Origin of the sequence: Nannocystis exedens (assembly GCF_002343915.1) — a bacterium.
Taxonomy (GTDB): Bacteria; Myxococcota_A; Polyangia; order Nannocystales; family Nannocystaceae; genus Nannocystis; species Nannocystis exedens.
Genome location: NZ_NETK01000001.1, coordinates 668,829 through 690,684, shown reverse-complemented (window position 1 = coordinate 690,684; position 21,856 = coordinate 668,829). Strand labels below are relative to the sequence as shown.

Sequence of the window (21,856 nt, the reverse complement as noted above, 5' to 3'; positions counted from 1 at the left end):
AGCATCCCGGGTCCCCCCCCAGATCTAAGATGTTGCTACTGCACCGACCAAGCGAAGCGCGACAAGCTCAAAACGACTCGATAAGTCAGGCGAAGTCTTTAGTTTTTAAGTCAGGCGCGAAGGTTCAAGCCAAAGAAGAAGCCAAGGCCAAGCGGTAAGCGGTAAGCGACGTAGGCGAAGCTAAGGAAGGCTCAAGTCAGAAGGCCAAGCGGAAGGGCTAAGGTAAGTAGGGTCGTCGGCGTTGTCCCCGGCGACACCGACCTAGGAGTGCAGGTCACGAGCCAGGGTGGCAAGTTCCCGAGATCATTGATGACAGGTTGTCAGGTGCGGCGCCGCTCCGCCCGGGTATGACATCGCTGTCAGGCATGGCCCGCCGGCCGCCGCGACAGGCCATGACACCGATGTCGTGCGGGTGCGAGGCCGGACATCGCGCGCGTCACGGGCATCTGCTAGGAAGTCCGGCACAGAGGCCCCATGTCCACGAATTCGCGGCCACGCGTGACGATTATTGGCGGAACCGGCTACGGCGGCGCCGAGCTGATCCGGTTACTTCGTTGGCACCCCGGCGTCGACCTGGTCCGGGTGACCAGCATCGACCAGGTCGGTGAGCCGCTCGAGGCGGTCCACCGCAACTTGCCCAAGACCGGCCTGGTGTTCGAGAACATCCCCGCGGCCGAGGCCGCCCGGGACGTCGACGTCGTGTTCCTCGCGCTGCCGCACAAGGTCAGCGCGACCATGGCGGGCGAGCTGGCCGAGGTGCCGGCGCGGGTGATCGACCTGTCCGGCGACTTCCGCCTGCGCGACAAGGACGCCTACAAGACCTTCTACGGCGACGTTCATCCGCACCCCGAGCACCTCGGCACGTGGGTCTACGGCCTGCCCGAGCTGCACAAGGCGGCGATCCGCGAGGCCCGCCGGGTCGCCTCGCCGGGCTGCTTCGCCACCGCGATCGCCCTCGGCCTGCTGCCGCTGGCCCACGCCGGCCTGCTCCGCGGGGCGATCCACACCGTCGCCATGACCGGCTCGTCCGGCTCGGGGGCGTACGCGCAGATCGGCACGCACCACCCGCTGCGCGCCGGCAACCTCAAGACGTACAAGGTGCTGAACCACCAGCACACGCCGGAGATCGAGCAGACGCTGCGCGACGCGGCCGGCCGCGGCGGCCACGGCGGCGAGTTCTCGCTGGCGTTCGTGCCGGTGTCGGCGCCGCTGGTCCGCGGGATCCTGGCGACCAGCATCGTCCCGGTGCCCGGCGACCTCGACGTCAAGGCGCTCTACGGCGAGTTCTACCGCGACGCCCCGTTCGTCCGCGTGCTCGGCAGCAAGGTCGGCGCCGAGGTCGTGGCGATCAAGGGCAGCATGTACGTCGACCTGTCCTGGACTTTGGGACAGGTCGATCCGGCGACCGGCCAGCGTCAGCTCGCGGTCGTCAGCGCGCTCGACAACCTCGTCAAGGGCGGGGCGGGGCAGGCGGTGCAGTCGATGAACCTGATGCTCGGGCTCGCGGAGACGGCCGGCATCGACGCCCCGGGGCTGTGGCCATGACGACGGCGGTCCTCAAGTTCGGCGGCGAGGTCATCGCCGACGCGCCCGCGCTGGCGGCGGTGCTCGCCGACGTCGCCCGGCTCACCGCGGCCGGGTGGAAGTTCGCCATCTGCCACGGCGGCGGGCCGCAGGCCAACGCGCTGCAGGAGCGGCTGGGGCTCCAGCCGGTCAAGGTCGGCGGCCGGCGCGTCACCGACGAGGCGACGCTCCAGGTCATGAAGTACGTCCTCGCCGGCGAGCTCTCGGTCGACGTCGTCGCCGCCGCGCTCGCGGCCGGGGTCGGCGGCGCGCTCGGGATCTCCGGCGTCAGCGCCGGCCTGGTGTCGGCGCGTCGGCGTCCGCCCACGCGCGTGAGCGGCGGCGGCGAGGAGCTGGTCGACTTCGGCCTCGTCGGCGACGTCGTCGAGATCCGCACCGCGCTGATCGAGCACCTGTGGGCCGGCGGTTACACGCCGGTGATCAACACGCTCGGCGTCGGGCTCGAGACCGCGGGCTTCGCCTGCCCGGTCTACAACATCAACGCCGACACGGTGTCGTCGGCGATCGCCGGCGCGCTCAAGGTCGATCACCTGTTCCTCATGACAGGTGTGCCGGGCGTGCTGCGCGACAAGGACGACCCGACCACGCGGATCGCTCGCCTCAGCGCGGCCGAGGCCCGCGGCGCGATCGAGATGAAGGTGATCGTCGGCGGCATGATCCCCAAGGTCGAGGAGGCGCTCGCCAACCTGGCCCTCGGGATCGGCGCAGTCCACATCCTCGGCGCCAGCGCCGGCGCGCTGCAGGCCGAGGCGGCCACGCCCGGCAGCGTCGGCACCGTGCTGGTCGCCTGACGCTGCTACACTCGCGGCCCATGCGCGACCCACTCCTCGGCGCCGCCCTGCGCGCGGCCGTCGACGCCGCCTTCGAGACCGAACAGGTGCCGCTGCTGCAGCGGCTGGTCGACCTCCCGAGCCACACCTACGCCCGCGACGACGTCGAGATCGCAGCCGCCGCGCTCGACGAGGCGGCCGCGGCGGTCGGGCTCACCTGTACCAAAGTACCTGACCCTACGGGCAGGTTCGCCGACCACCGGGTGTACGCCGACCCGAGCGTGGGCGACGGTCCGTCGCTGGCGCTGGTCGGGCACATCGACACCGTGTTCCCGCGCTCGCTCGGGTTTTTGAGCTTCCGCCGCGACGGCGACGTCGCCCGCGGCCCCGGCGTGCTCGACATGAAGTCGGGGCTGACCTCGGTCATCTTCGCGCTGCGGGCGTTGCGAGCGGTGGCGCCGGCGCGGGCGGGCTTGCCGGTGCGCTTCATCGTCGTCAGCGACGAGGAGGTCGGCTCGCCGAGCAGCGCGGCGATGTACCGCGAGCTGGCGCCGAAGCTGACCGGCGCGCTGGTGTTCGAGTCGGGCCGCGAGGGCGACACGATCGTCACCCGCCGCAAGGGCGGCGGGCTGTTCACGATCACCGTGCGCGGTCGAGCGGCGCACGCCGGCAACAACCATCGCAAGGGCGTCAACGCCATCCACGCGCTCGCGCTGCTCGTCGATCGCGTCGAGCGGCTCACCGACTACTCGCGCGGCGTCACGCTCAACGTCGGGCTCATCGAGGGCGGCACCGCCAAGAACACGGTGCCCGCGAGCGCGAAGTGCCAGATCGACGCGCGCTTCGAGACGGTCGCCGACGCCGAGCGGGTGGCCGCGTTCCTGAACGCGCTGCAGCGCGAGCCGTTCGCCGGGCTCACCGATGTCCCCGAGCGTTTGCGCGAGGTCGTCGTCGAGGTCACCGGCGGCATCACGCGCCCGCCGATGGAAGCGTCGGCGGCGAGCCAGCGGCTGCGCGGGGTCTACGAGCCCTACGCCGCGGCATGCGGCCTACAAGTCGGCGAGTGCCCGCTCCAGGGCGGCGGGTCCGACGCCAACTTGCTCGCGGCCGACGGCGTGCCCTGCGTCGACGGCCTCGGCCCTTACGGGCAACACTTTCACGAGACCGAAGAGTGGTGCAGCCTCGACAGCCTGCGCCGTCGCACTGCGGCGCTGGCGTGCTTCCTCGCGGAAGAGGCCGGTACTTGCTTCCGGTGACGCCCGCTTGCAGAGGTCTCGCGTCTCGTGAGAAATTCGTCGGGACGCGCCGATGAGCGATGCCGACGTCCTGGGGCTGTTGATCGTCGTCCTGTGTCTGGCCGCGAGCATGTTCTTCTCCGGCTCGGAGACCGCGATCACCAGCCTCGACGCGCACAAGGCCAAGCGCCTGGTCGAGGACGGCGGGCGGCAGGGGCGCGTGGCGGCGTTCTGGGTGCGTGAGCCGGTGCGGGTGCTGTCGACCATCCTGGTCGGCAACAACATCGCCAACACGTTGATGGGCGCGGTGGTGACCGCGCTGGCGATCCGTCACCTCGAGGGCGGGCCGTGGGGCGGCTGGGCGGTCGGGGTCGCGGTGTTCGTGACGACGGTGATGCTGCTGATCCTCGGCGAGATCACGCCGAAGGCGCTCGGCCGGATCTACTCCGAGCGGCTGGCTCTGCCGGCGCTGTGGGTGCTGCGCGGGCTCAGCAAGCTCATGGCGCCGGCGCTGTGGTTGCTCACCGCGGTCACGGGGGTGATCGTGCGGCGCTTCGAGCCGAAGGAGGGCGCGTCGGGCGGCAGCAAAGTGACCTCCGACGACATCGGCTACCTCGTGCAGGTCGGCCAGCGCGAGGGCTCGATCGATCCGGGGCAGGCGATGCTGCTCGCCGGCATCGTCCGCTTCGAGGCCAAGATCGTCCGCGACATCATGATCCCGGCCAGCCGGATCATCGCGGTCAACCTGGCGTGGACCGTCGCCCAGGTGCGCGAGGTGGCGCTGCGCTCGGGTCACAGCCGGCTGCCGGTCTACGAGGGTCAGCCGGGCAACATCAAGGGCGTGCTGCACATCAAGCAGCTCGTCGACCTGGCCGACAACGAGCGGCTGGCGCGGGTCGTCCGCCAGCCGGTGTTCGTCAGCCAGACGATGCGGCTGCACGACCTCCTGCAGCGGTTCAAGGAGCAGCGGGTCCACCTGGCGATCGTCGTCGACGACGCCGGCGACGCGGTCGGCATCGTCAGCCTCGAGGACGTGCTCGAGCAGATCGTCGGCCAGATCTTCGACGAGAGCGACCGCGCGCCGCTGACCCCGGTGCCCGACGTCAGCGGGGCGGTGATCGTCGAGGGCCAGGACAGCCTGACGCGGGTCGAGGAGCGCCTCAACGTCGAGCTGACCGACGTCGAGGGGGTGATCAGCGTCGGCGACCTGCTGACGCACCTGGCCGGCCAGATCCCGATCGCCGGCTCCGTGTTCGTGTGGGAGGGCCTGCGCTTCGGCGTGCTCGAGGCCGACGCGCGCCACGTGATCCGAGTCCGCGTCGAGCCGACCGGCGGCGACGAGGCGGACGACGACGACTGACCGTTTCGACATGCTCGCAAAGGCATGTCACCGAGGACATGGCGTGGAGGGCATGTCTGGAAGGGAATCTTTCGTGCTGCCGCGGAACGATGCCCGGCAGCTTCACGGGGTCACGCCCGCGGGCGCAGCTGGAGGATGACCGAGCCGTATTCGCCGCGGACGTCGAGCTCGGGGGCCCAGGCGGCCACGTCGGTCTCGCCGGCCACCGAGGCGCACCACTCGGCCAGGGCTTCCTTGAGGACGGGGTCGCCGGGGCTGCCGAGGCCCTTGCCGGTGACGACGCGGACGTAGCGGCTGCCTGCCGCGCGTTCGCGGGCGACGAAGGCGATCAGCGCCTCGACGGCCGGTTCGCGGCGCAGGCCCCGGAGGCGCAGGGTCGGCAGGCGGCCGCGGCGGGCGCGGGCGACCAGCTCGGCGGCCGCGCGCGCGTGCTCGCGGGTGCGGCCGGGGTCGTCGCGCCAGCCGGCGCCCGCCCAGGCCCGGCCCTGCAGGGCCGCGACGGGGCTCGTGGGGGGCGGGGCAGCGCGCTGCGGGGCCACGCCCTGCGCGCGCATCAGCGTCGTGAACGCCTCGGCGTCCTCGCGCTCGCTGGCGGGAGCGGCGGAGCGTGCGTCCGCGGCCGTGCTGTTCGCAGCCGGCCGGGACGCCGGCTGCGAGGCGCCGGTCGGTCGTCCTTGCGAGCCCGTCGTCTGCGGCGAGCTGGTCGCAGAGACCTGTCGCTTCAGACCTGCCCCAGCGGGCAGGCGAGTGACGACCCGCAGGGCGTCGAAGTCGAGCGGGTCGCCGGTGGCGAGGGCCGCGAACGCCCGCGCCATCAGCTCACGCTCGCTGATGAGCTGCGGCTGCGGCTGCGGCGGGGGCGCGGGCGGGGGCGGCGCGGGCAGGCCGTCGGGGAACAGGGCGGCCAGCGGAGCGCGCAGGCGGCCCTCCGGCTCCGGCGGCGCGGACCGGGGCGAGGCTCCGGTCCGGCCGGGACGTCGGCGACGCGGCATGGCCGCAGGGTCAGGTGCGGCGCCGGCGGACGAGGCCGAGGCCGGCGAGGGCGAGCATCCAAACGGACATGTCGCGAGAGACAGGCGCGGTCACGCAGTTGCAGCCGCTCTCGTCGGTGCCGGGCTCCATCGGCGCGGTGGCGGTGGCCGGGCCGACGGTGACGTTCGAGCCGCTGTCGTCGCTGCTGCCCTCGGTGTCGCTCTCGCCAGCCGGGCCGCCGCTGGTGGAGTCGGAGGTGTCGCCGCCGGTGGTGGGCTCGCCGCCGGTGGTCGGGTCGGTCGGCTCGACGCCGACATGGATGACGGCCTCGGCGAAGCCGATGTTGCCGTCGTGGTCGAGCGCCTCGACGCGGATGGTATATGTGCCCTTGGGCGGTTTGATCGACCACTGCTTCTCGCCGGAGTAGGCGGGCTGCTCGATGTCGGCCTCGGGGATCATCATGCGCCAGCCGTAGCCCTCGAAGTTGTCGCTGATCTCGGCCTTGACGAGCACGTCCGTGCCGGGCTCGATCATCGCGCCGTCCTCGGGCGAGAGCAGGGTGACGGTCGGCGCCACGTCGTCGACCGAGTTGGCGCCGAAGTAGGCCATCAGCTCGGCGACGTCGTTCTGCGCGCCGCCGTTCTCGCCGCAGAACTCGTCGTGGACGTACTCGCAGCCGATCGGCCCGGTCGCCGCGTTGTAGGCCGTGCAGGTGTCGGCCCACACCTTCTTCCCGAAGGTGGCGTACGGGTACATGATGTTGTCCTCGCCGTCGATGTGGTCGAGGCCCCAGGCGTGCGCGGCCTCCTGCAACGCGGTGGTGCCGAGGACCTGGATGTCGCCGGCGACCTCGGTGAAGGCGAAGGTCGTGTCGCGCCACCACGTGTCGCCGCAGTCGAGGTTGCAGGCCACGCCGAGCACGCCGTTGGGCAGGCCGATCACCTGCGGCTTGCCGCCCATCATCACCATGCTGTACGGCAGGTGCTTCGGCGGCGCCTTCTCGTAGGCGATCCGCACGCCGAACGGGGCCATCGCGTCCTTGAACACCTGGATGATCGCCAGCGCCTCCTGCTCCGAACGCTGGAACTGCGGGTACTGGACCGTGCCGCCCTGAATGCACGGCGACTCCATCAGCGCCGAGTTGGTGCCGCCCGTCATCTCGCCGCCGAAGAAGTTGAGGAAGACGGTGTGGCGCTTCGGCGGGGTGTCCCAGGCGTACGTCGGCCGCGGACCGGCGGAGAGATCGTCCTCGGCCATCGCCCGCGGCATCACGACGCTGCCGGCGTGGATGAGGTCGTTGTCCTCGAGGTACTTCTCGAAGGCGGCGCGGCGGGCCGCGATCTCCTCCTCGGTGAGCTCGGGCGCGGCCTGCACCGGCTGGCCGAACAGGGTCTGCTGTCCGGGATCGGCCGAGGCGGCGAGCGGGGCGAGGGCGAGCGCGCAGGGGATCGAGATGTAGGCGATGGGGCGAGTCATAGGGGTCCGACCGCACGCTATCACAGCGGTGCGGCGGCGATCTCGGCTGCGGCCGGCGGCGCGCGTGTGGCAGGGCATGCGCCGCCGCGTGGGCCGGGAGCGACAGGGGTGCCGCTTTCCGCGATTGCGGGCGTGGGCGCGTTCGATGAACGCCGACTCATGATCTGCGAGGCTGCCCGTGGATCGGCGGGCCGGATCTCGGCCCACTCCCCACCTCGCCGCGCGCCCTCCGCGGGCGATGTTCGTGCTGGCTTTTGGGACAGGTTCTTCGGGATAGGTGACATGTCGGTGGCCGCGACGGCGGGTGCGGGCTCGGCCGCGGCGGCCCGCAGGGACGCTGAAGTTCGCGCGGCGGCGCGCCCGGGCCGCGGAGCGCGTCCGTGGGCGCCACCACACGAGATTTGGCGCCGGGCTGGCCCGCGCCCGAGGCGTGCCGTAGCCTGGAGGTTGTGCCTGCTGCGCTCCGGATCCTGTCGCTCTGCGCCGCCCTCGTCGCCCTGGGCTGCGCGAGCCGTCCGATCGGCGACGTGACGCTCGAGCGCGGCAAGACCGGGCGCGTGCAAGGGGACCTGGCGGTGGCGCAGAAGGGGGCCGCCGCGGTCGCGGTGATCTCGACCGACGTCGGCCGCGGCCTCGCGTTCGTGGTCGATCCCGACGGCTACCTCATCACCAACCGCCACGTGATCGAGGACGCCGACCACATCGAGGACGTCACGTTCCCGGCGCTCCGGCCCCAGCGCAGCTTCGCCGCGGTCCGCATCGTCTACATCGACCCGAGCCGCGACCTCGCGCTGATCAAGCTCGACGTCGACGCGCCGCTGCCGTCCCTGTCCCTTGCGACAGTCGGCTCGGCGCCGATCGAGGAGTACCTGCACGCCAAGGACCGCGTGCTGCTGCTGGCGCGCCCGGGCGAGGACGAGGCCGCGGGCGCGGGCGGCAAGCGGCCCACCGGGTTCGTGGCGCGCACCGGCAACGTCCGCGAGCTCGAGGTCTACAACCCCGCGGTCGGGCCGGGGGCGTTCTTCGGGCTGTCGCAGGCGGTGCGGCGCGGGCAGAGCGGCGGGCCGGTGCTCGACCGCTACGGCCGTGTGGTCGGGGTCGTCAGCTGGACGTGGAAGCACCGCGTCGGCGGCTACGCGATCCCGATCGCCGAGGCGGCGCAGATGCTGAGCGAGCGCCCGGCGATGGACACCCCCGCCGAGCAGAGCGCGCGCGCGGCGGAGCGGGCCCGCGGCTTCCTCAAGGCGCTCGACGGCGGCGACCTCGAGGTCGCGCGGCGCATGATGTCGCCGACCTACAGCCGGAAGATCCGCCAGCGCACCATGACGACGATCGCCGAGCAGCTGCCGGGCGACGGGCGCGCGGCGGTCCAGCAGTTCGTGGCCGCGCTCGAGGACATCATCGACTCCCAGCCGACCGGCGCCGAGGAGCTGCCGTTCTCCAAGGTCCAGGACGTCGTCCTCCGCACCGGCACCCGCGGCTTCATGGAGGCGCTCGGGGTCGAGGGCGCGCTGTCGAAGGACCAGGTGATCAGCTTCTTCTTCGAGTTCGCCCAGGCCTACGTCGGCGCCCGCTACTTCGCCGAGAGCGACCAGGACGCGGCCATGAACGCGGCGATGATGCGCCTGCAGACCGTCGACGCCGCCCGCACCTTCGCGTTCGCCGAGGCGACCGGCCGCTTCAAGCGCGGCGCTCACCTCGAGGTCGAGCGGCTGGAGATCGTGCCCGGCGCCTACGCGCCGCACGCGGTCGTCACCCTCCGCAACCGCGACGCCGACGGCCGCCAGCCGACCACGCTGGTGATGCAGATGCGGCTCGAGTGGGGCGACTGGTATGTCGCCGAGCTGCAGACGGCCGGCGGCTGAGCTGGTTTGAGAGACAGGTCGCCGTGACGACCACGGGCGCCGCTGTGCCGGGCCAGGCGGGCCGGGGCCGGATCGGCCCGCGCGCCGCGAAGGAGCGGCCGTCGCGGGGCGGCGGCCATCCGGGCCGTCGCGGCCGCCGGCTGTCCCGAGGGGCAGGACGCTCGTCCGCGAGCGATCGCCGGCGCTGCGCGGTGTCCCGTGACATGTCTGGGACGACATGTCCTTCGAGACCGGTGCTTCAAAGCATGTCCCGATGGACATGCCTCAAAGCGCCTCAGCGCTCCATCAGCTGGGCCAGGGTCCGGCGGACCAGGTCGTCGAGCGAAGCGGTGACGGGGCCGCCGGCGGTGAGCTTGGCCAGGGCGACCTCGACCTCCTTGACGCGCCAGCCGAGGTCGACCAGCACCTGCTTGGCCTCCTCGACGATCGCCGGCGGCTCGGGCTCGGCCTTGGCAGGGGCCGGGCCGCGCGGGGGGCCCTCGAGCTCGGCGGCGAAGCTGGCGACCTTGTCGGCGAGCGACAGCAAGATCTGCTCGGCGGTCTTCTTGCCGATGCCGGGGATCTTCGTCAGCATGACCTCGCGGCCCTGCGTGAGGTGATCGACCAGCTCGGCCAGCGGGAAGCCGCCGAGGACCGCCATCGCGTGCTTGGGGCCGACCTTGGGCACGCCGGTCAGCAGCAGGAACAGCTGCTTCTCGGCCTGGGTGGCGAAGCCGAACAGCAGCAGCGCGTCCTCGCGGGCGTGGGTGTGGACCCACAGCGCGCAGTGCTCGTCGGGGTCGCCGACGGCGGCCAGGGTCTGCAGCGACACGCGCAGCTCGTAGCCGACGCCGCCGACGTTGAGGACGACGACGCCCTGCCTGGCGTCGCGGTGGACGACGATGCCCGACAACCAGCCGATCATGGACCTGTCCTCCGGGGCAGCTTGGGCGCGTGCGCGTGGCACAGCGCGATGGCGAGGGCGTCGGCGGCGTCGGCCGTGGGGGGGCGCGCCAGCCCGAACAGCAGCTGCACGCGAGCCATGACGTCCTGCTTGGTGGCGCGGCCGTGGCCGACGACGGCGCGCTTGACGTAGGCGGGCGGGTACTCGGCGACCTCGAGGCCGCGCTCGGCGGCGACGGCCATCACGGCGCCGCGGGCCTGGCCCAGCTTGAGCGCGGAGCTGGCGTTGACGCCGTGGAAGGCGGCCTCGAGCGAGAGGACGCGCGGGCCGAACTCGGCGATGAGCTCGGCGATCGTGCGGGCGAGGACGGACAGGCGCACCGGCATCGGGTCTTCCTCGCGCAGGCGGATGACGCCACACTCGACGTAGGCGGGGCGAGCCCCGTGCCGGTGATCGAGGAGGCCGTAGCCGACGATCCGCGTTCCGGGATCGACGCCGAGGATCCGCGTGGCAGGCGTCAACGGGGTCCGCGGCCTACGGGCCGTGCTCCTCCATGACGTCGTCGGGCAGGGTGGCGTTGGTGTAGCAGCTCTGGACGTCGTCGTGCTCGTCGAGCTTGGCCCACAACTTGGCCACCGAGACCGCCACGTCGCCGTCGAGCGCCTTCTCGTTCTCGGGCTTGACGATCCACTGCACGCCGCCGGTCGGCTCGAGATCGGCGAGCTCGGACTGCAGCCCGGCGAGGTCGCTCGGCGACGACATGATCGCCCAGGTCTCGCCCCAGTCCTGGATGTCCTCGCCGCCGGCCCCGAGGGCGCGCTCCATCAGCGCCTCCTCGCTGATCTTGGCCTTGGGCACCTCGAGCACGCCCTTGTGGTCGAACATCCAGGCGACGGCGCCGTTCGACACCATCTCGCCGCCCGACTTGCCGAAGGCGGTGCGGATCTCGGCGACCGTGCGGTTCTTGTTGTCGGTCAGCACCTCGACGATGAAGCACGAACCACCGGGGCCGCGGCCCTCGTAGAGCACGTTCTCGAAGGTGACGCCGGCGAGCTCGCCGGTGCCCTTCTTGATCGCCCGCTCCTGGTTCTCCTTCGGCATGTTGGCGGCCTTGGCGGCCAAGAGCGCGGTGCGCAGGCGCGGGTTGCCGGCCGGGTCGCCGCCGCCGTCCTTCGCGGCGACCATGATCTCGCGGGCGATCTTGGTGAAGATCTTGCCACGCTGGGCGTCGAGCGCCCCCTTCTTGCGCTTAATCGTGGACCATTTGCTGTGGCCGGACATGCTGACCGAGGTCAGTACCACACGCGCCAGACGGAAAAAAGCACCCCGCAAGGCCGGGGAGGGGGCCCTGGGGCGCGTCCTCGCCGAGGCCCGGGGGCGCGCCGGCAGTGCGTCGGAACGTGCGTTCCGGCTCGTGCGCCGGCCGGCGGCGGACGCGGCGACCGGCTGCCCCGGCGCCTTCGTCGACCCCGGGAGTTCCACCGCGAGAAGGCGACGTCGCCGACCGTGAAGAGGCCGCGAAGGCGACGGAGATCGAGCCGCGGCGCCACCCCGGGCCGCCGCAGCGCCTGGCGCCGATCCCGCGCGGCCAGGTCACGCCCGGGCCAGGGGGCCGGCGCGCCGCGGAGGGCGTTCGGACATGCCCTCGAGGACATGCCTGATAAACCATGTCCGTCAGGGCATGTCGTAAAGGACATGTCCGAAAAGCGTGGCCACGGCGCTCACGCGCCGTCGATGTGGCGCACGGTCCGGCGCTCGCCGAGGCGCTCGCGCAGGGCGGCGAGCAGGCGCTCGCGCAGTCCGGTGAACCGGCGGGCGGCGTCGCTGCGGTGGACGGCCTGGGTCAGGGCGCGCGGGTCGGCGACCAGGACGCACAGGCGGCGGGCGCGGGTGACGGCGGTGTAGAGCAGGTTGCGGCGGAGCATGACGTGGTGCTCGCCGAGCAGCGGCACGACCACGGCGGGGAACTCGCTGCCCTGGCTCTTGTGGATCGAGACGGCGTAGGCGAGCTGCAGCGCGCTGAGCTGCTTGCTGTCGTAAGGGACAGGGTCGCCGTCGATCTCGACGGTGAGGATCTGGCGCTCGGGGTCGACGGCGGTGACGAGGCCGATGTCGCCGTTGAAGACGCCGCGCTCGTGGTCGTTCTTGGTCTGCATCACGCGGTCGCCGACGCGGAAGGTCCGCGGCGGGCGGCCGGGCAGCACCAGCTCGGGCGCGCCGGCGGTGTGGTGGGCCTGCAGCGCGGCGTTGAGGGCCTCGGTGCCGGCCTTGCCCTTGTGCATCGGGCACAGCACCTGGACCTCGGTGCGCGGGTCGAGGCCGTAGGCCTTGGGGATCCGCTCGGTGATCGCCTTGAGCACGAGCTCGTGGGCGCGCTCGCTGTCGCGGGCCTGGACGACGTAGAACTGGCCGCCCTCGGCGCGGTCGGACTCGGGGACCTTGCCGCGCAGGATCGCGTGGGCCGAGGTGACGATCGACGAGCCCTCGGCCTGGCGGAAGATCTGGGTCAGGCGCACCACCGGGATCGGCGAGTCGGGCCGGTCGGCCGCGGCGAGGACGTCGCGCAGGACGTTGCCGGGGCCGACCGAGGGCAGCTGATCGGCGTCGCCGACCAGGAGGAGCCGGTGCTGGGGCGTGAGCGCCAGCAGCAGCGCCTCGGCCAGCGGGAGGTCGAGCATCGACGCCTCGTCGATCACGACCAGGCCCTCGGGCAGCGGGTTGTGGGCGTTGTGGAAGAACTCGCCGGTGCCGCCCTCGATCTCGAGCAGGCGGTGGATCGTGGTGGCGCGCTGACCGGTGGCCTCGGCGAGCCGCTTGGCGGCCCGACCGGTGGGCGCGGCCAGCAGCACCGGCGACTCGTTGGCGAGCGCGGTGTCGATGATCGCGCGGGTGACGGTGCTCTTGCCCGTCCCTGGCCCTCCGGTCAAAACGACCAGGCCGGCGTCGCGGATCGCCGCGATCGCGGCGAGCTGGCCGGCCGACAGCCCCGGCGGCGGCGCGACCTCGGTCCAGCGCCCGCGACCCTTGCCGGCGCCGAGGGCGATGTCGGTGAGGATCTCGGCGACGTTGCGCTCGGCGTCGTAGAAGCGCGGCGGGTAGCACAGCGGCGGCAGCGGCTCGCCCTCGTCGCCCTCGCGCTGGTCGAGCACGAGCGCGCCGGAGCGGACCAGGGCCATCGCCGCGGCCTCGATGCGGACCGGCGGGAGCTCGAGCAGGCGCTCGGCGTTCTGCACGAGGATCGGCAGCGGCAGGGCGCAGTGGCCGTTCTGCTCCGACTGCTCGAGGGTGTGGAACAGGCCGGCCTCGATGCGCTCGTCGCTCTCGAGGTCGACGCCGAGGGCGCGGGCGATCTTGTCGGCGGTGATGAAGCCGATCCCGCGGACCTCGCGGGCCAGGCGGTAGGGGTGCTGGCGCAGGACGGTGAGCGCGGTCTCGCCGAAGCGCTGGCTGATCGCGTCGGCGAAGTGGGTCGGCAGATCGAGCTCGAGCAATTGATTCTCGATCTCCGCCGTCGGGCCGCCGCGCGCGGTGTGGTGGGCCAAGATCCGCTCGAGCGTCTTCGGGCCGATGCCCTCGACCTCGAGCAGGCGGCGCGGCGACTTGTCCAGGATCGCCAGGGTGTCGAGGCCGAAGCGCTGGACGATCCGCTCGGCCTTCTCGGCGCCGAGGCCGGGGTAGCGCTCGAGCCGGCGCTGGATGCCCGGCAGGGTGGTCGGGGCCTTGGCGGCGATCCTGGCGAAGTTGAATTGCTTGCCGTAGTTCGGGTGGTGCGTCCACTCGCCCGCGGCCGTGACCTGCATGCCCTCCTCGATGCCGGTCGAGCGGCCGACCCACGTCTGCGGCGCGACCTCGCCGGGCCGCACCACCCGTAGCACCGTGTAGCGGGTCTGCGGGTTGTGGTGGACGACGCGCAGCACGGCCCCCTCGATCCGCTCGCCGGCGGCGTCGTCTGCGGGGGTCTCGGGGGACGCCATGCGGCGGCGGAGCATCGCCGATCGCGCGCCGGTCGGCAACGTTCACGGGCCGGTGCCCGGGTTCGCGCGGCCGCTCGGGTGCGGCGCCCAGGCGGCGGGGGTGTCGCAGCCGCCCGGGTCGCGGGCGAGCGAGCGCCCCGGGAGATCGCCCGGGTCGTGCCAGCCGCCGTAGCTGTCCAATACGACAGGGCCTTTCGGACCTGACTCGAAGACCAGGATGAGCGCCTCGCCGGGGCTGTTCTTGAGCCCGCCGGCCGCCAGCGAGGCGTCGACGCGCAGCAGCGAGGCGCCCGGCGGGGGGCCGGGATCGTCGCCCTGGGCCGGGTCGTAGGCGGCGGGGACGACGACGTGGCGCTGGCCGGGCGCGGAGGTGAACGGCGGCAGGAGATCGCCGCCGGCGAGGTCGAGGGCGCCCGCGGGACCGTCGACGAGGCGCAGGCCGCTGACGAGGAGCGGGTCGCCGGCGGCGCGGAGGTCGGCCAGCTCGACGAACTCCTGCGCCGGCTCGCGGCCGCGCGGGTTGGCCAGCACCTCGGCGAGCGCGAGCGGCGGGGCGCCGCGATCGAAGCTGCCCCCGAGGACATGTTCCGAGCTGCGCTCGGCGGCGCGACCGGCGAGATCCCAGGCCTGGAGGGTGGCGGTGACGCGGGCGCCCGCGGGGGCGTCGAGGCGGAGGGCGAGGTCGACGGGGCCGGGCGGGGCCACGAGCTCGCGCGCGCCGGGGCCGGCGGTGAGGCGCAGGCGCAGCGGCTCGTGGGCGTGCAGGCGGGCGTGGAGGCAGCGGCCGACCTGGGCGAAGGACAGACCGGCGAGGTCGGGCGGGCGGAGGTCGGGGCCGGGGCCGCTGCGAAAGGCGGCGAACTCGCGCGGCGCGACGACCCGGCGGCCCGCGCGGTCGCGCAAGCTGCCGCCGCCGAGCTCGTAGACGACGCCGGGGAGCAGCGGCGCGGATGTCCTCCAGGACAGGCAGAGGCCGGGCACCCAGCCGGGGCACGGGACGGGGTCGAGGAGGTCGCGGTGGTGATCGGCGGCGCGCAGCTGCAAGGTGTCGCCAGGGGCGGCGACGACCGGGCGGGGGAAGGCGGTGTCGACGCGGGCGAGATCGGTGGGCACGAGGTCGGCGCCGGGCGGCGGCGAGACGAGCCGCGGCGCCGGGCCGGAGCTGGCGGGACCGGCCGTGACGAGGTCACGCCGCCACACGGCGGCCTCGCCGTCGTCGTCGACCAGCGGGGCGCCGCGGCGGTCGCGGGCGAACACCAGCAGGCTGTGGCGGGCGTGCGCTTCGAGCGGACGCTCGGGGGTGACATGGAGGCGGGTACCTGGCCGATCGGGCAGGTCCTCGAGCGTCAGCGCGAGCGGGATGGCGCGCTCGAGCGGGTCGCCGCGCTCGAGCGCGCGGAGGTCGGCGTCGGCGACCGGGTCGATCTGGCAGCGCCCGCGCTCGCAGCTGCCCTCGTCGCACTCGGGGGTGAGCGCGCAGGCGCCGACGGTGTCCCAGGCGAGCAGGGCGACGCGCAGGCGGCGAGGGTCGAGCGGCTCGCTGAACTCGAGCCGCCACGGGCCCGCCACCGGGACCTCGACGGCGCGCGGGCCGGGCAGGTCGCTGGCGACGACCTGCGGGCCGTCGAGGTCGGCGTCGAGGACGAAGTCGATGCAGGAGGGCGCGAAGGCGAGGGCGAGGAGCAGCCGGAGTCTCACACCGAGAGGTCGCGCGGCGGCAGGAAGGTCTTGCAGGGGGGCGACGTGAGGAGAGGCGACAACGCGGGTTGGTTGCCCTTTCTCGGCGAGACAGGGAGCTTCTCCCGGCCGCAGAGCTCGCGGCAGCCGCGGACGGCCTGGGTTCGTCCCCGGCTGTCCTGGGAGGCGCGGACCCGGGGGCCGCCCTCGCGTGGAGGCGGCTCCGGCTCGCTCGCGGACTTCGACCGACGCGGCCGCGTCGTCGAGCCCTTCCACGGGGCCCGCCGATGCGAACTCTCGACATGTCACGAAGGGCATGTCGTCAAGGTAATGTTTGCCGGGACATGTCGTCGAAGACATGCCAGTAAAGACATGTCCTTCAGCGCAGCAGCGGCATGACGTCGGCGGCGAAGCGCTCCATCTCCTCGGCCTGGGGGCTGCACTGGAGGAGCAGGAGGTCGACGCCGGCGGCCTCGAAGCGGCGGATCCGGTCGGCGACCTGCTCGGGGGTGCCGACCAGGCCGGCGCGCAGGCCCCGGTTCGAGACCGAGTAGTCCTCGCGGCTGACCTGCTGCTCGAGCTGGGTATTCTGTAAGAAATCGCGGTAGTTGGCGTAGCCGGGCGAGCCCTCGGAGACGTCGGTGATCCGCGCGCGCTCGCGTTCGGCCTCGGCCTCGCTGGCGCGGACGATGACGTAGGCGGCCATGCCGTGGCGCATCGGCGGCAGGGCCAGGGCTTCCCGGCGGCGGCGCATGTCGGCGATCTTGGGGGCGACGCGCTCGGGCGGGTCGCCGTGCATGACGTAGGCGTCGCAGGCGCGGGCGATCAGCGACTTGGCGGCCTCGGACTCGCCGCCGGCGTAGATCACGGGCCTGCGCGCCGGCTTGGGCGCGAGCACGCAGGCCTCGACCTGGTAGTACCGGCCGCGGAACGAGAACTCGGGCTCGCTCCACGCGCCGGTGACGACGCGCAGCCACTCGTCGGTGCGGGCGTAGCGGTCGTCGTGGCGCTCGAAGCGGACGCCGTAGCGGCGGGCCTCGTCGGACCACCACGAGGAGACGACGTTGAGCGCGAGCCGGCCGCCGCTGATCCGGTCGAGGTTGGCGGCCTGCTTGGCGAAGATCGCCGGGCTGTGGAAGGTCGGCCGCACGGCGACCATGAGCTCGAGGCGGGTGGTGACGGCGGCCAGCGCGGCGGCGGTGGTCCAGGCGTCGAGCGTCGGCGCGGCCGGGCCCTTGATGTCGTTGAGGAACAGCTCGGCGACGAGGGTGAGGTCGTAGCCGAGCTCCTCGCTGCGCACGGCGAGCCGGCGCGCGTAGTCCCAGGTGGCCGCCATGCCCTCGTCGGGGACGTTGCGCAGCCAGCCGCCGAACACGGGGAGCCAGTAACCGAAGCGCATGTCCGTTCCTACGTGGTCGAAGGGTCAGACGCCGGCCGGCCGGCGAGAGGGGACGGGCGTCGCATGTCCGTTCCTACATGGTCGGAGGGTCAGACGCCGGCCTCCCAGCGGGCCTGCAGGTAGTCGACGCAGCGGGCGAAGGCGTCGAGGCCGACGACGTTGGGGGCGTCGGCGACGAAGTTCGAGAGGGCGTTGATGTCGTAGTAGTAGATCTCGCCGTCGCGGTCGTCGACGAGGTACTCGACGCCGCCGACGTCGAGCGAGGCGGCCTCGGCGATCGCCTCGACCGCGCGGATGACCTCGGGCGGGGGCGTGTAGCCCTGGACGCGCATGCCGGTCCTGGGGGCATCGAGGGCGCAGGCGGAGCGCACCAGGTCGCGGCCGTCGGCGGTCTGACAGGCGTCGGCAGGGCACAGGTTGAACGAGGAGGGCGGGGGGAACACCTCGATCGCGTAGAGGAACTTGCGGCCGACGACCTCGACGCGCACGATCCGACCGCCGCGCAGGGGACACAGCTCCTGCACCAGCGCGGTCTGGTCGACGCCGAGATCGAGCTCGCCGCGCTCGGCGGCCGCGACGAGCTCGGCCGGGCTGTCGAAGCGGCGGATCCCGGCCCCGCTGCCGCCGACGTTGGCCTTGACGAGGATCGGCCAGCGCAAACCCTCGGCGGCGGGGAGCGCCTGGCTGGCGTGGTTGATGACGCGAGCCCGCGGGTAGCCGAGGCCGAGGTCGTCGAGCAGTCCCAGTTGGTCGGCCTTGGAGACCTCGTAGCGATAGACGGCGCTGCCGTTGACGACGGGGATCTTGCGCCGCTCCCAGTGCCGCAAGATGGCGAGGGTGTAATGCGTGGTCTGGCCGCGCCCGCGCAGGTAGGCGGAGGGACTTGCGCGGTTGAACACGAGGCCGTACGGGGGCTCGCGCTCGGCGGGGTCGAAGCGGCTCTGATCGGCGGCGAGACGGACGACGGGCAGGCGCCGCCGCTCGAGCTCGCTGAACAGAGGACGGAACCAGTCCGGGTGCTCGTAGAAGATGGCGATCGGGGCGGGCATCTTCGCAGTGCGCGCAAGTTAGCGCGTCGCGCGCTCCACGGGCAAGCCGGTCCTTGCATCGGCTGCGCGCGCGGTCAACACTGCCCCGGACCCCGAATCCTTGTTCGCAGCCTGCGCCATCGCCCTCGCGCTCGCGCCGTCGCCCGTCCCCGGCGCGACGCCGGCGACGCCTCCGGGCGTGCCCCCGGAGGGGCCGAAGCTGCCGCCCAGCAAGCCGATCGCGGTCGAGAACGGTCCGCCGAGGCCCGAGTTGCCGGAGGCGAGCGTGCCGGTCACGCCGCCGACAGGTCGACGCTTCCGCAAGCGGACCCGTCGCCAGCGCGACAACCGGCACCGCCTGCTGCCGCTGCCGCACCTCAGCTCGCAGCCCGCGACCGGCCTGACGCTCGGCGGCTCGCTCAACTACGCGTACCGCCTGCCCAACGACAACTTCAACCGCGTGTACGGGCTCGCGTGGTCGCGCGTGTCGACCAAGCTGGTCCAGGATCACATCCTCAGCGCCCGCATGCGCGACATGCTGGGCCGCCGCGAGATCTTCAACTTCGGCTTCTGGGCCTCGCTCGACCCGGTCTATCCGTTCTACGGGGTCAACAACCACGGCACGATCAGCTCGGGGGAGCTGGAGGCGCCCTACAACCTGATCCGCATGGACAACTGGGGCGGGTGGTTCACGTTCGAGCACCCGCTCTACACCGTCGAGCGGCCCGGACGGTCGCCCGGGACGCTGCGCCACTACTCGGGGATCTTCTACTACGTGGACGTGATCCGCGGCTACGCGAACAGCCGCCTGTTGGAGGAGCTGCCGAGCGCCGAGGGGACGTGGCGGCGCGGCATCGTCCGCCTCGGCCTGACGTGGGACAGCCGCGACAACGACTGGAGCCCGACCGAGGGCAGCCTCATCGACGTGACGTTCGACGCGGCCGGCAAGTGGACCGGCTCGACGTCGAACTGGGGCCGCTTCCACGGGACCATGCGCCACTACTGGTCGCTCGGGCAGTCGAAGGTGGTGCTGGCGCACCGCGTCACGTTCGACTCGCTGTGGGGCGAGCCGCCGCTGATGACGCTCGGCGAGTTCGGCGGGCTGTTCCCGATGGACGCCTACGGCGGCGCGTTCGTCGGCCGCGGCTTCGGTCGCCGCCGCTTCATCGGCAAGCACAAGGCGACGGCCTCCTTCGAGCTGCGGTTCGCGCCGGTGGAGTTCAAGATCCGCCGCCACACGCTCGGGGTCGGGCTCGAGCTGTTCGTCGAGGCGGGTCTCGTGTCGCAAAAGATGACCGACCTCCTCAAGCACTGGTACGTGTCCGGCGGCCCGGGCCTGCTGCTGATCTGGGACCGCTTCGTGGTGTTCCGCGTCGAGGGCGGCTTCGGCAAGGAAGGCGGGGCGCTGTACCTGCAGAGCGAGCACGCGTTCTGAGGACATGTCCTCGCGGACATGTCGGCGAAACTTGTTTCTGCAACGCGTTCCAGCGCCGCGTGTCGGACGACGTGCGGCGGGCTGCCGCGCCGTGCTCCGCGGCAGCACGGTCGGCCCCGCGTGTGTGAGGCGGGTGCGGCGCAGGGCCGCGGAGCGGCGACGCCGCCGGCGGAGGATGTGGTGAAATGCGGCGATGGAACGACGTATCGGGGGCCATCGGGTCCCGTTCGCGGTGGTCGGGCTCGACCTGGAATTGCGGGTCACCGAGTGGAACGAGGGCGCCGAGCAGCTGCTGGGCGTGACGCGCGACGCGGCGGTCGGTCGCGACGTCGCGGAGTTGGTGCCGACTCACGGCGGTGACTGGCGAGCTGTCCTCGGGGACAGCCAGACCGTGCGCCTGCCGCTGGCGGACGGGCGCGTGATCGAGTGGTCGCCGGCGGCCGAGTACGACGAGGCGGGCGCGCGGGTCGGGGCGGTCTGCTACGGGCGCGAGGTGACGGCGGCGGCGGCGGCCGAGAAGCAGGCGCAGCTCGAGCACGTGGCGCTGCGCGCGTTCCTCAGCCACCTGCCGACGGTGGTCAGCGTGTTCGACCGCGAGGGCACGTACATGCTGCTCGAGGGCAAGGGGCTCGAGTCGGTCGGCATCGCGCCCAATCAATTCGTCGGGCACAACGCGTTCGCGCTGTACGGCGACAGCGAGACGGCTGCGTTCATCCGCCGCGGCCTCGCCGGCGAATCAATGCCGATGACGGTGCTCGAGGAGTATGGGAAGATCTGGGAGAACTGGCACATCCCCGTCCCTCCCGGCAGCGACGCGGGCCTGGTGACGATCACGATCGAGGCCACGGCGACCCGCGCGCGCGAGCGGGAGCTGCTCGAGAAGATCGAGCTGATCGAGCGCCAGCAGCGGGTGATCCGCGAGCTGTCGACGCCGATCATCGAGGTGTGGGAGGGGATCCTGGCGCTGCCGCTCATCGGCCTGGTCGACAGCGTGCGCACGGCGGAGATCATGGACAGCCTGCTGCAGGCCGTGGGCCGCATGCGCGCTCGCCATGCGATCCTCGACATGACGGGGATCGAGGTGGTCGACACGTCGACGGCGAACCACTTGATCGCGATGATCCGCGCGATCCGCCTGCTCGGCGCGGAAGGGGTGATCACGGGCATCAACCCCGGCATCGCCCAGACGATCGTCACGCTCGGCGTCGACCTGCGCGGGATCGACGTGTTCGCCACGCTGCGCGAGGCGCTGAAGCACTGCATCGGCGCGAAGAGGTGACGACGAAGCAGGCGCACGCGCCGAGCTCGGAGGAGCGCTCGCACGCGTGACCCGGGTCGGCCCGTGCCGAGGCGTGCTCGAACCGTGGGTCGTCGTCGCAGAGCGCCGAGACGCGTCGGCCCGCGGGGCCGGGGCGCCGCGGGCCGAACCGGGGGGCGGAGGGCCGCGATCAGAAGCGGTAGTTGAGGCCGAGGCCGCCGCCGTCGAAGCGGGGCATCGGCGCGACGGCGAGGCCGGACTTGCCGACCGGGATGCCGGCGAAATTGCGCTCCCACTGCTTGTAGCGCGAGTAGCGGACGGCGCCGACGACACCCATGACGAAGGTGGCGATCTGGATGCCGGAGACGAGGAACAGGCCGAAGGTCTCGCGCGCGCTGTCGGAGCCCTGCGAGGCCAGCATCGGCCCGACGAACGGGACCATCAGCGCCTTGCCCATCTCGCGGCAGTCGTGCTTGGTGCGGTTGCAGCCGCCGTGGCCGTCGTGGCTCATGGCGCCGGCCCAGGCGGTGAGCAAGTAGGTGGTGCCGAACATCGAGAAGCCGGCGATCATCAGGCCGAGGCCGCGCTTGGGCGGCGGCGGCGGGCGGCGCGGGGCGGCGGGCGCGGCGGGCGGCGGGGCGACGATCACGGTGGTGGTGGTCGGGCCGCGCAGCGTGGGGTCGCTGTACGGCTGCACCGTCGGCGCGGTGACGACTACGGCCTCGGCCACCGGCTCGGGCGGGGCCGGCGGCGCCTCGGGCACGGGGACCGCCTCGACGATCACCTCGTGCGTGCCCGCCGGGGCGTAGCCCGCCGGGACGTCGTCGGCGTGCAGCTTGACGAGGTAGGGGCTGGCGGCGGCGGTGTTCGGGACCAGCGGGAGGCCGACGAGGCTGACGGCGGCGGTGAGGGCGGCGATGCGTGACGTGAACATGAGGAC

At 72.7% G+C, this 21,856-nt stretch carries 17 protein-coding genes; 7 read left to right on the top strand and 10 right to left on the bottom strand.

Translation table 11 applies throughout. The features are described from left to right. Window positions 1–474: 474 nt before the first annotated feature. Genes argC through NAEX_RS02585 form a run of 4 tightly spaced genes read left to right on the top strand, consistent with a single transcriptional unit; the run spans window position 475 to window position 4,949 of the window. Window positions 475–1,545 carry an N-acetyl-gamma-glutamyl-phosphate reductase gene (gene argC / locus NAEX_RS02600; RefSeq protein ID WP_096325937.1) on the top strand — a complete coding sequence of 357 codons (1,071 nt, stop codon included), beginning with the start codon at window positions 475–477 and terminating at the stop codon, window positions 1,543–1,545. Continuing rightward, window positions 1,542–2,375 carry an acetylglutamate kinase gene (gene argB / locus NAEX_RS02595; RefSeq protein WP_096325936.1) on the top strand — a complete coding sequence of 278 codons (834 nt, stop codon included), beginning with the start codon at window positions 1,542–1,544 and terminating at the stop codon, window positions 2,373–2,375. The genes argC and argB overlap by 4 nt, the downstream gene beginning before the upstream one ends. 20 nt (window positions 2,376–2,395) lie before the next feature. Next, window positions 2,396–3,610: a M20/M25/M40 family metallo-hydrolase gene (locus NAEX_RS02590; RefSeq protein ID WP_096325935.1), complete on the top strand. Its 1,215-nt coding sequence runs from the start codon at window positions 2,396–2,398 to the stop codon at window positions 3,608–3,610. A gap of 52 nt (window positions 3,611–3,662) precedes the next feature. Then, complete coding sequence (locus NAEX_RS02585; protein WP_096325934.1) at window positions 3,663–4,949, top strand: hemolysin family protein; 1,287 nt, start codon at window positions 3,663–3,665, stop codon at window positions 4,947–4,949. A gap of 110 nt (window positions 4,950–5,059) precedes the next feature. Here NAEX_RS02585 and NAEX_RS02580 read toward each other — a convergent pair whose 3' ends face one another. Together NAEX_RS02580 and NAEX_RS02575 are read right to left on the bottom strand one after the other, a co-directional pair. Next, complete coding sequence (locus NAEX_RS02580) at window positions 5,060–5,941, bottom strand: Smr/MutS family protein (protein WP_096325933.1); 882 nt, start codon at window positions 5,939–5,941, stop codon at window positions 5,060–5,062. A gap of 10 nt (window positions 5,942–5,951) precedes the next feature. Further along, window positions 5,952–7,397, bottom strand: coding sequence for an MYXO-CTERM sorting domain-containing protein (locus NAEX_RS02575; RefSeq protein WP_096325932.1), 1,446 nt, complete (start codon window positions 7,395–7,397; stop codon window positions 5,952–5,954). Window positions 7,398–7,846: 449 nt separating this feature from the next. On the opposite strand from NAEX_RS02575, the gene NAEX_RS02570 reads away from it, so the two are divergent. Further along, a complete protein-coding gene (locus tag NAEX_RS02570; protein WP_170135393.1) occupies window positions 7,847–9,262 on the top strand; it encodes a S1 family peptidase in 1,416 nt (471 codons plus the stop codon). 274 nt (window positions 9,263–9,536) lie between these two features. Here the strand turns inward: NAEX_RS02570 and ruvA are convergent, their stop codons facing one another. From ruvA to NAEX_RS02535, 7 genes are all read right to left on the bottom strand, one after another. Further along, window positions 9,537–10,166 carry a Holliday junction branch migration protein RuvA gene (gene ruvA, locus NAEX_RS02565; RefSeq protein ID WP_096325930.1) on the bottom strand — a complete coding sequence of 210 codons (630 nt, stop codon included), beginning with the start codon at window positions 10,164–10,166 and terminating at the stop codon, window positions 9,537–9,539. Next, complete coding sequence (gene ruvC, locus NAEX_RS02560) at window positions 10,163–10,666, bottom strand: crossover junction endodeoxyribonuclease RuvC (RefSeq protein WP_096325929.1); 504 nt, start codon at window positions 10,664–10,666, stop codon at window positions 10,163–10,165. The genes ruvA and ruvC overlap by 4 nt, the downstream gene beginning before the upstream one ends. A 13-nt stretch (window positions 10,667–10,679) precedes the next feature. Next, complete coding sequence (locus NAEX_RS02555; RefSeq protein ID WP_096333498.1) at window positions 10,680–11,426, bottom strand: YebC/PmpR family DNA-binding transcriptional regulator; 747 nt, start codon at window positions 11,424–11,426, stop codon at window positions 10,680–10,682. Between the two features lie 440 nt (window positions 11,427–11,866). After that, complete coding sequence (gene recD2, locus NAEX_RS02550) at window positions 11,867–14,119, bottom strand: SF1B family DNA helicase RecD2 (protein ID WP_170135392.1); 2,253 nt, start codon at window positions 14,117–14,119, stop codon at window positions 11,867–11,869. Between the two features lie 42 nt (window positions 14,120–14,161). Continuing rightward, window positions 14,162–15,817 (bottom strand): hypothetical protein, encoded by a 1,656-nt coding sequence (locus tag NAEX_RS02545; RefSeq protein WP_096325927.1) that lies wholly within the window; start codon window positions 15,815–15,817, stop codon window positions 14,162–14,164. A 358-nt stretch (window positions 15,818–16,175) separates the two neighbouring features. Continuing rightward, entirely contained in the window at window positions 16,176–17,195 is a 1,020-nt protein-coding gene (locus tag NAEX_RS02540; RefSeq protein WP_096325926.1) for an LLM class flavin-dependent oxidoreductase, read from the bottom strand. An 89-nt stretch (window positions 17,196–17,284) separates the two neighbouring features. Continuing rightward, window positions 17,285–18,244, bottom strand: a complete 960-nt coding sequence (locus tag NAEX_RS02535) for an ATP-grasp domain-containing protein (protein ID WP_096325925.1) — start codon at window positions 18,242–18,244, stop codon at window positions 17,285–17,287. A 100-nt stretch (window positions 18,245–18,344) separates the two neighbouring features. On the opposite strand from NAEX_RS02535, the gene NAEX_RS02530 reads away from it, so the two are divergent. Then, window positions 18,345–19,658 (top strand): BamA/TamA family outer membrane protein, encoded by a 1,314-nt coding sequence (locus NAEX_RS02530; RefSeq protein WP_096325924.1) that lies wholly within the window; start codon window positions 18,345–18,347, stop codon window positions 19,656–19,658. A gap of 193 nt (window positions 19,659–19,851) precedes the next feature. After that, window positions 19,852–20,937 carry an STAS domain-containing protein gene (locus tag NAEX_RS02525; RefSeq protein ID WP_096325923.1) on the top strand — a complete coding sequence of 362 codons (1,086 nt, stop codon included), beginning with the start codon at window positions 19,852–19,854 and terminating at the stop codon, window positions 20,935–20,937. 169 nt (window positions 20,938–21,106) lie between these two features. On the opposite strand, the gene NAEX_RS02520 is transcribed toward NAEX_RS02525, so the two are convergent. Continuing rightward, window positions 21,107–21,850, bottom strand: a complete 744-nt coding sequence (locus NAEX_RS02520) for a hypothetical protein (RefSeq protein WP_096325922.1) — start codon at window positions 21,848–21,850, stop codon at window positions 21,107–21,109. Window positions 21,851–21,856 lie beyond the last annotated feature (6 nt).

Bases quoted from the DNA above. Each gene is read 5' to 3' on its own strand.
- NAEX_RS02535 (WP_096325925.1), bottom strand. From the start codon at position 18,244: ATGCCCGCCCCGATCGCCATCTTCTACGAGCACCCGGACTGGTTCCGT.
- NAEX_RS02585 (WP_096325934.1), top strand. From the start codon at position 3,663: ATGAGCGATGCCGACGTCCTGGGGCTGTTGATCGTCGTCCTGTGTCTG.
- NAEX_RS02580 (WP_096325933.1), bottom strand. From the start codon at position 5,941: ATGCCGCGTCGCCGACGTCCCGGCCGGACCGGAGCCTCGCCCCGGTCC.
- NAEX_RS02520 (WP_096325922.1), bottom strand. From the start codon at position 21,850: ATGTTCACGTCACGCATCGCCGCCCTCACCGCCGCCGTCAGCCTCGTC.
- NAEX_RS02540 (WP_096325926.1), bottom strand. From the start codon at position 17,195: ATGCGCTTCGGTTACTGGCTCCCCGTGTTCGGCGGCTGGCTGCGCAAC.
- recD2 (WP_170135392.1), bottom strand. From the start codon at position 14,119: ATGGCGTCCCCCGAGACCCCCGCAGACGACGCCGCCGGCGAGCGGATC.
- ruvA (WP_096325930.1), bottom strand. From the start codon at position 10,166: ATGATCGGCTGGTTGTCGGGCATCGTCGTCCACCGCGACGCCAGGCAG.
- NAEX_RS02590 (WP_096325935.1), top strand. From the start codon at position 2,396: ATGCGCGACCCACTCCTCGGCGCCGCCCTGCGCGCGGCCGTCGACGCC.
- NAEX_RS02555 (WP_096333498.1), bottom strand. From the start codon at position 11,426: ATGTCCGGCCACAGCAAATGGTCCACGATTAAGCGCAAGAAGGGGGCG.
- NAEX_RS02525 (WP_096325923.1), top strand. From the start codon at position 19,852: ATGGAACGACGTATCGGGGGCCATCGGGTCCCGTTCGCGGTGGTCGGG.
- argC (WP_096325937.1), top strand. From the start codon at position 475: ATGTCCACGAATTCGCGGCCACGCGTGACGATTATTGGCGGAACCGGC.
- NAEX_RS02575 (WP_096325932.1), bottom strand. From the start codon at position 7,397: ATGACTCGCCCCATCGCCTACATCTCGATCCCCTGCGCGCTCGCCCTC.
- argB (WP_096325936.1), top strand. From the start codon at position 1,542: ATGACGACGGCGGTCCTCAAGTTCGGCGGCGAGGTCATCGCCGACGCG.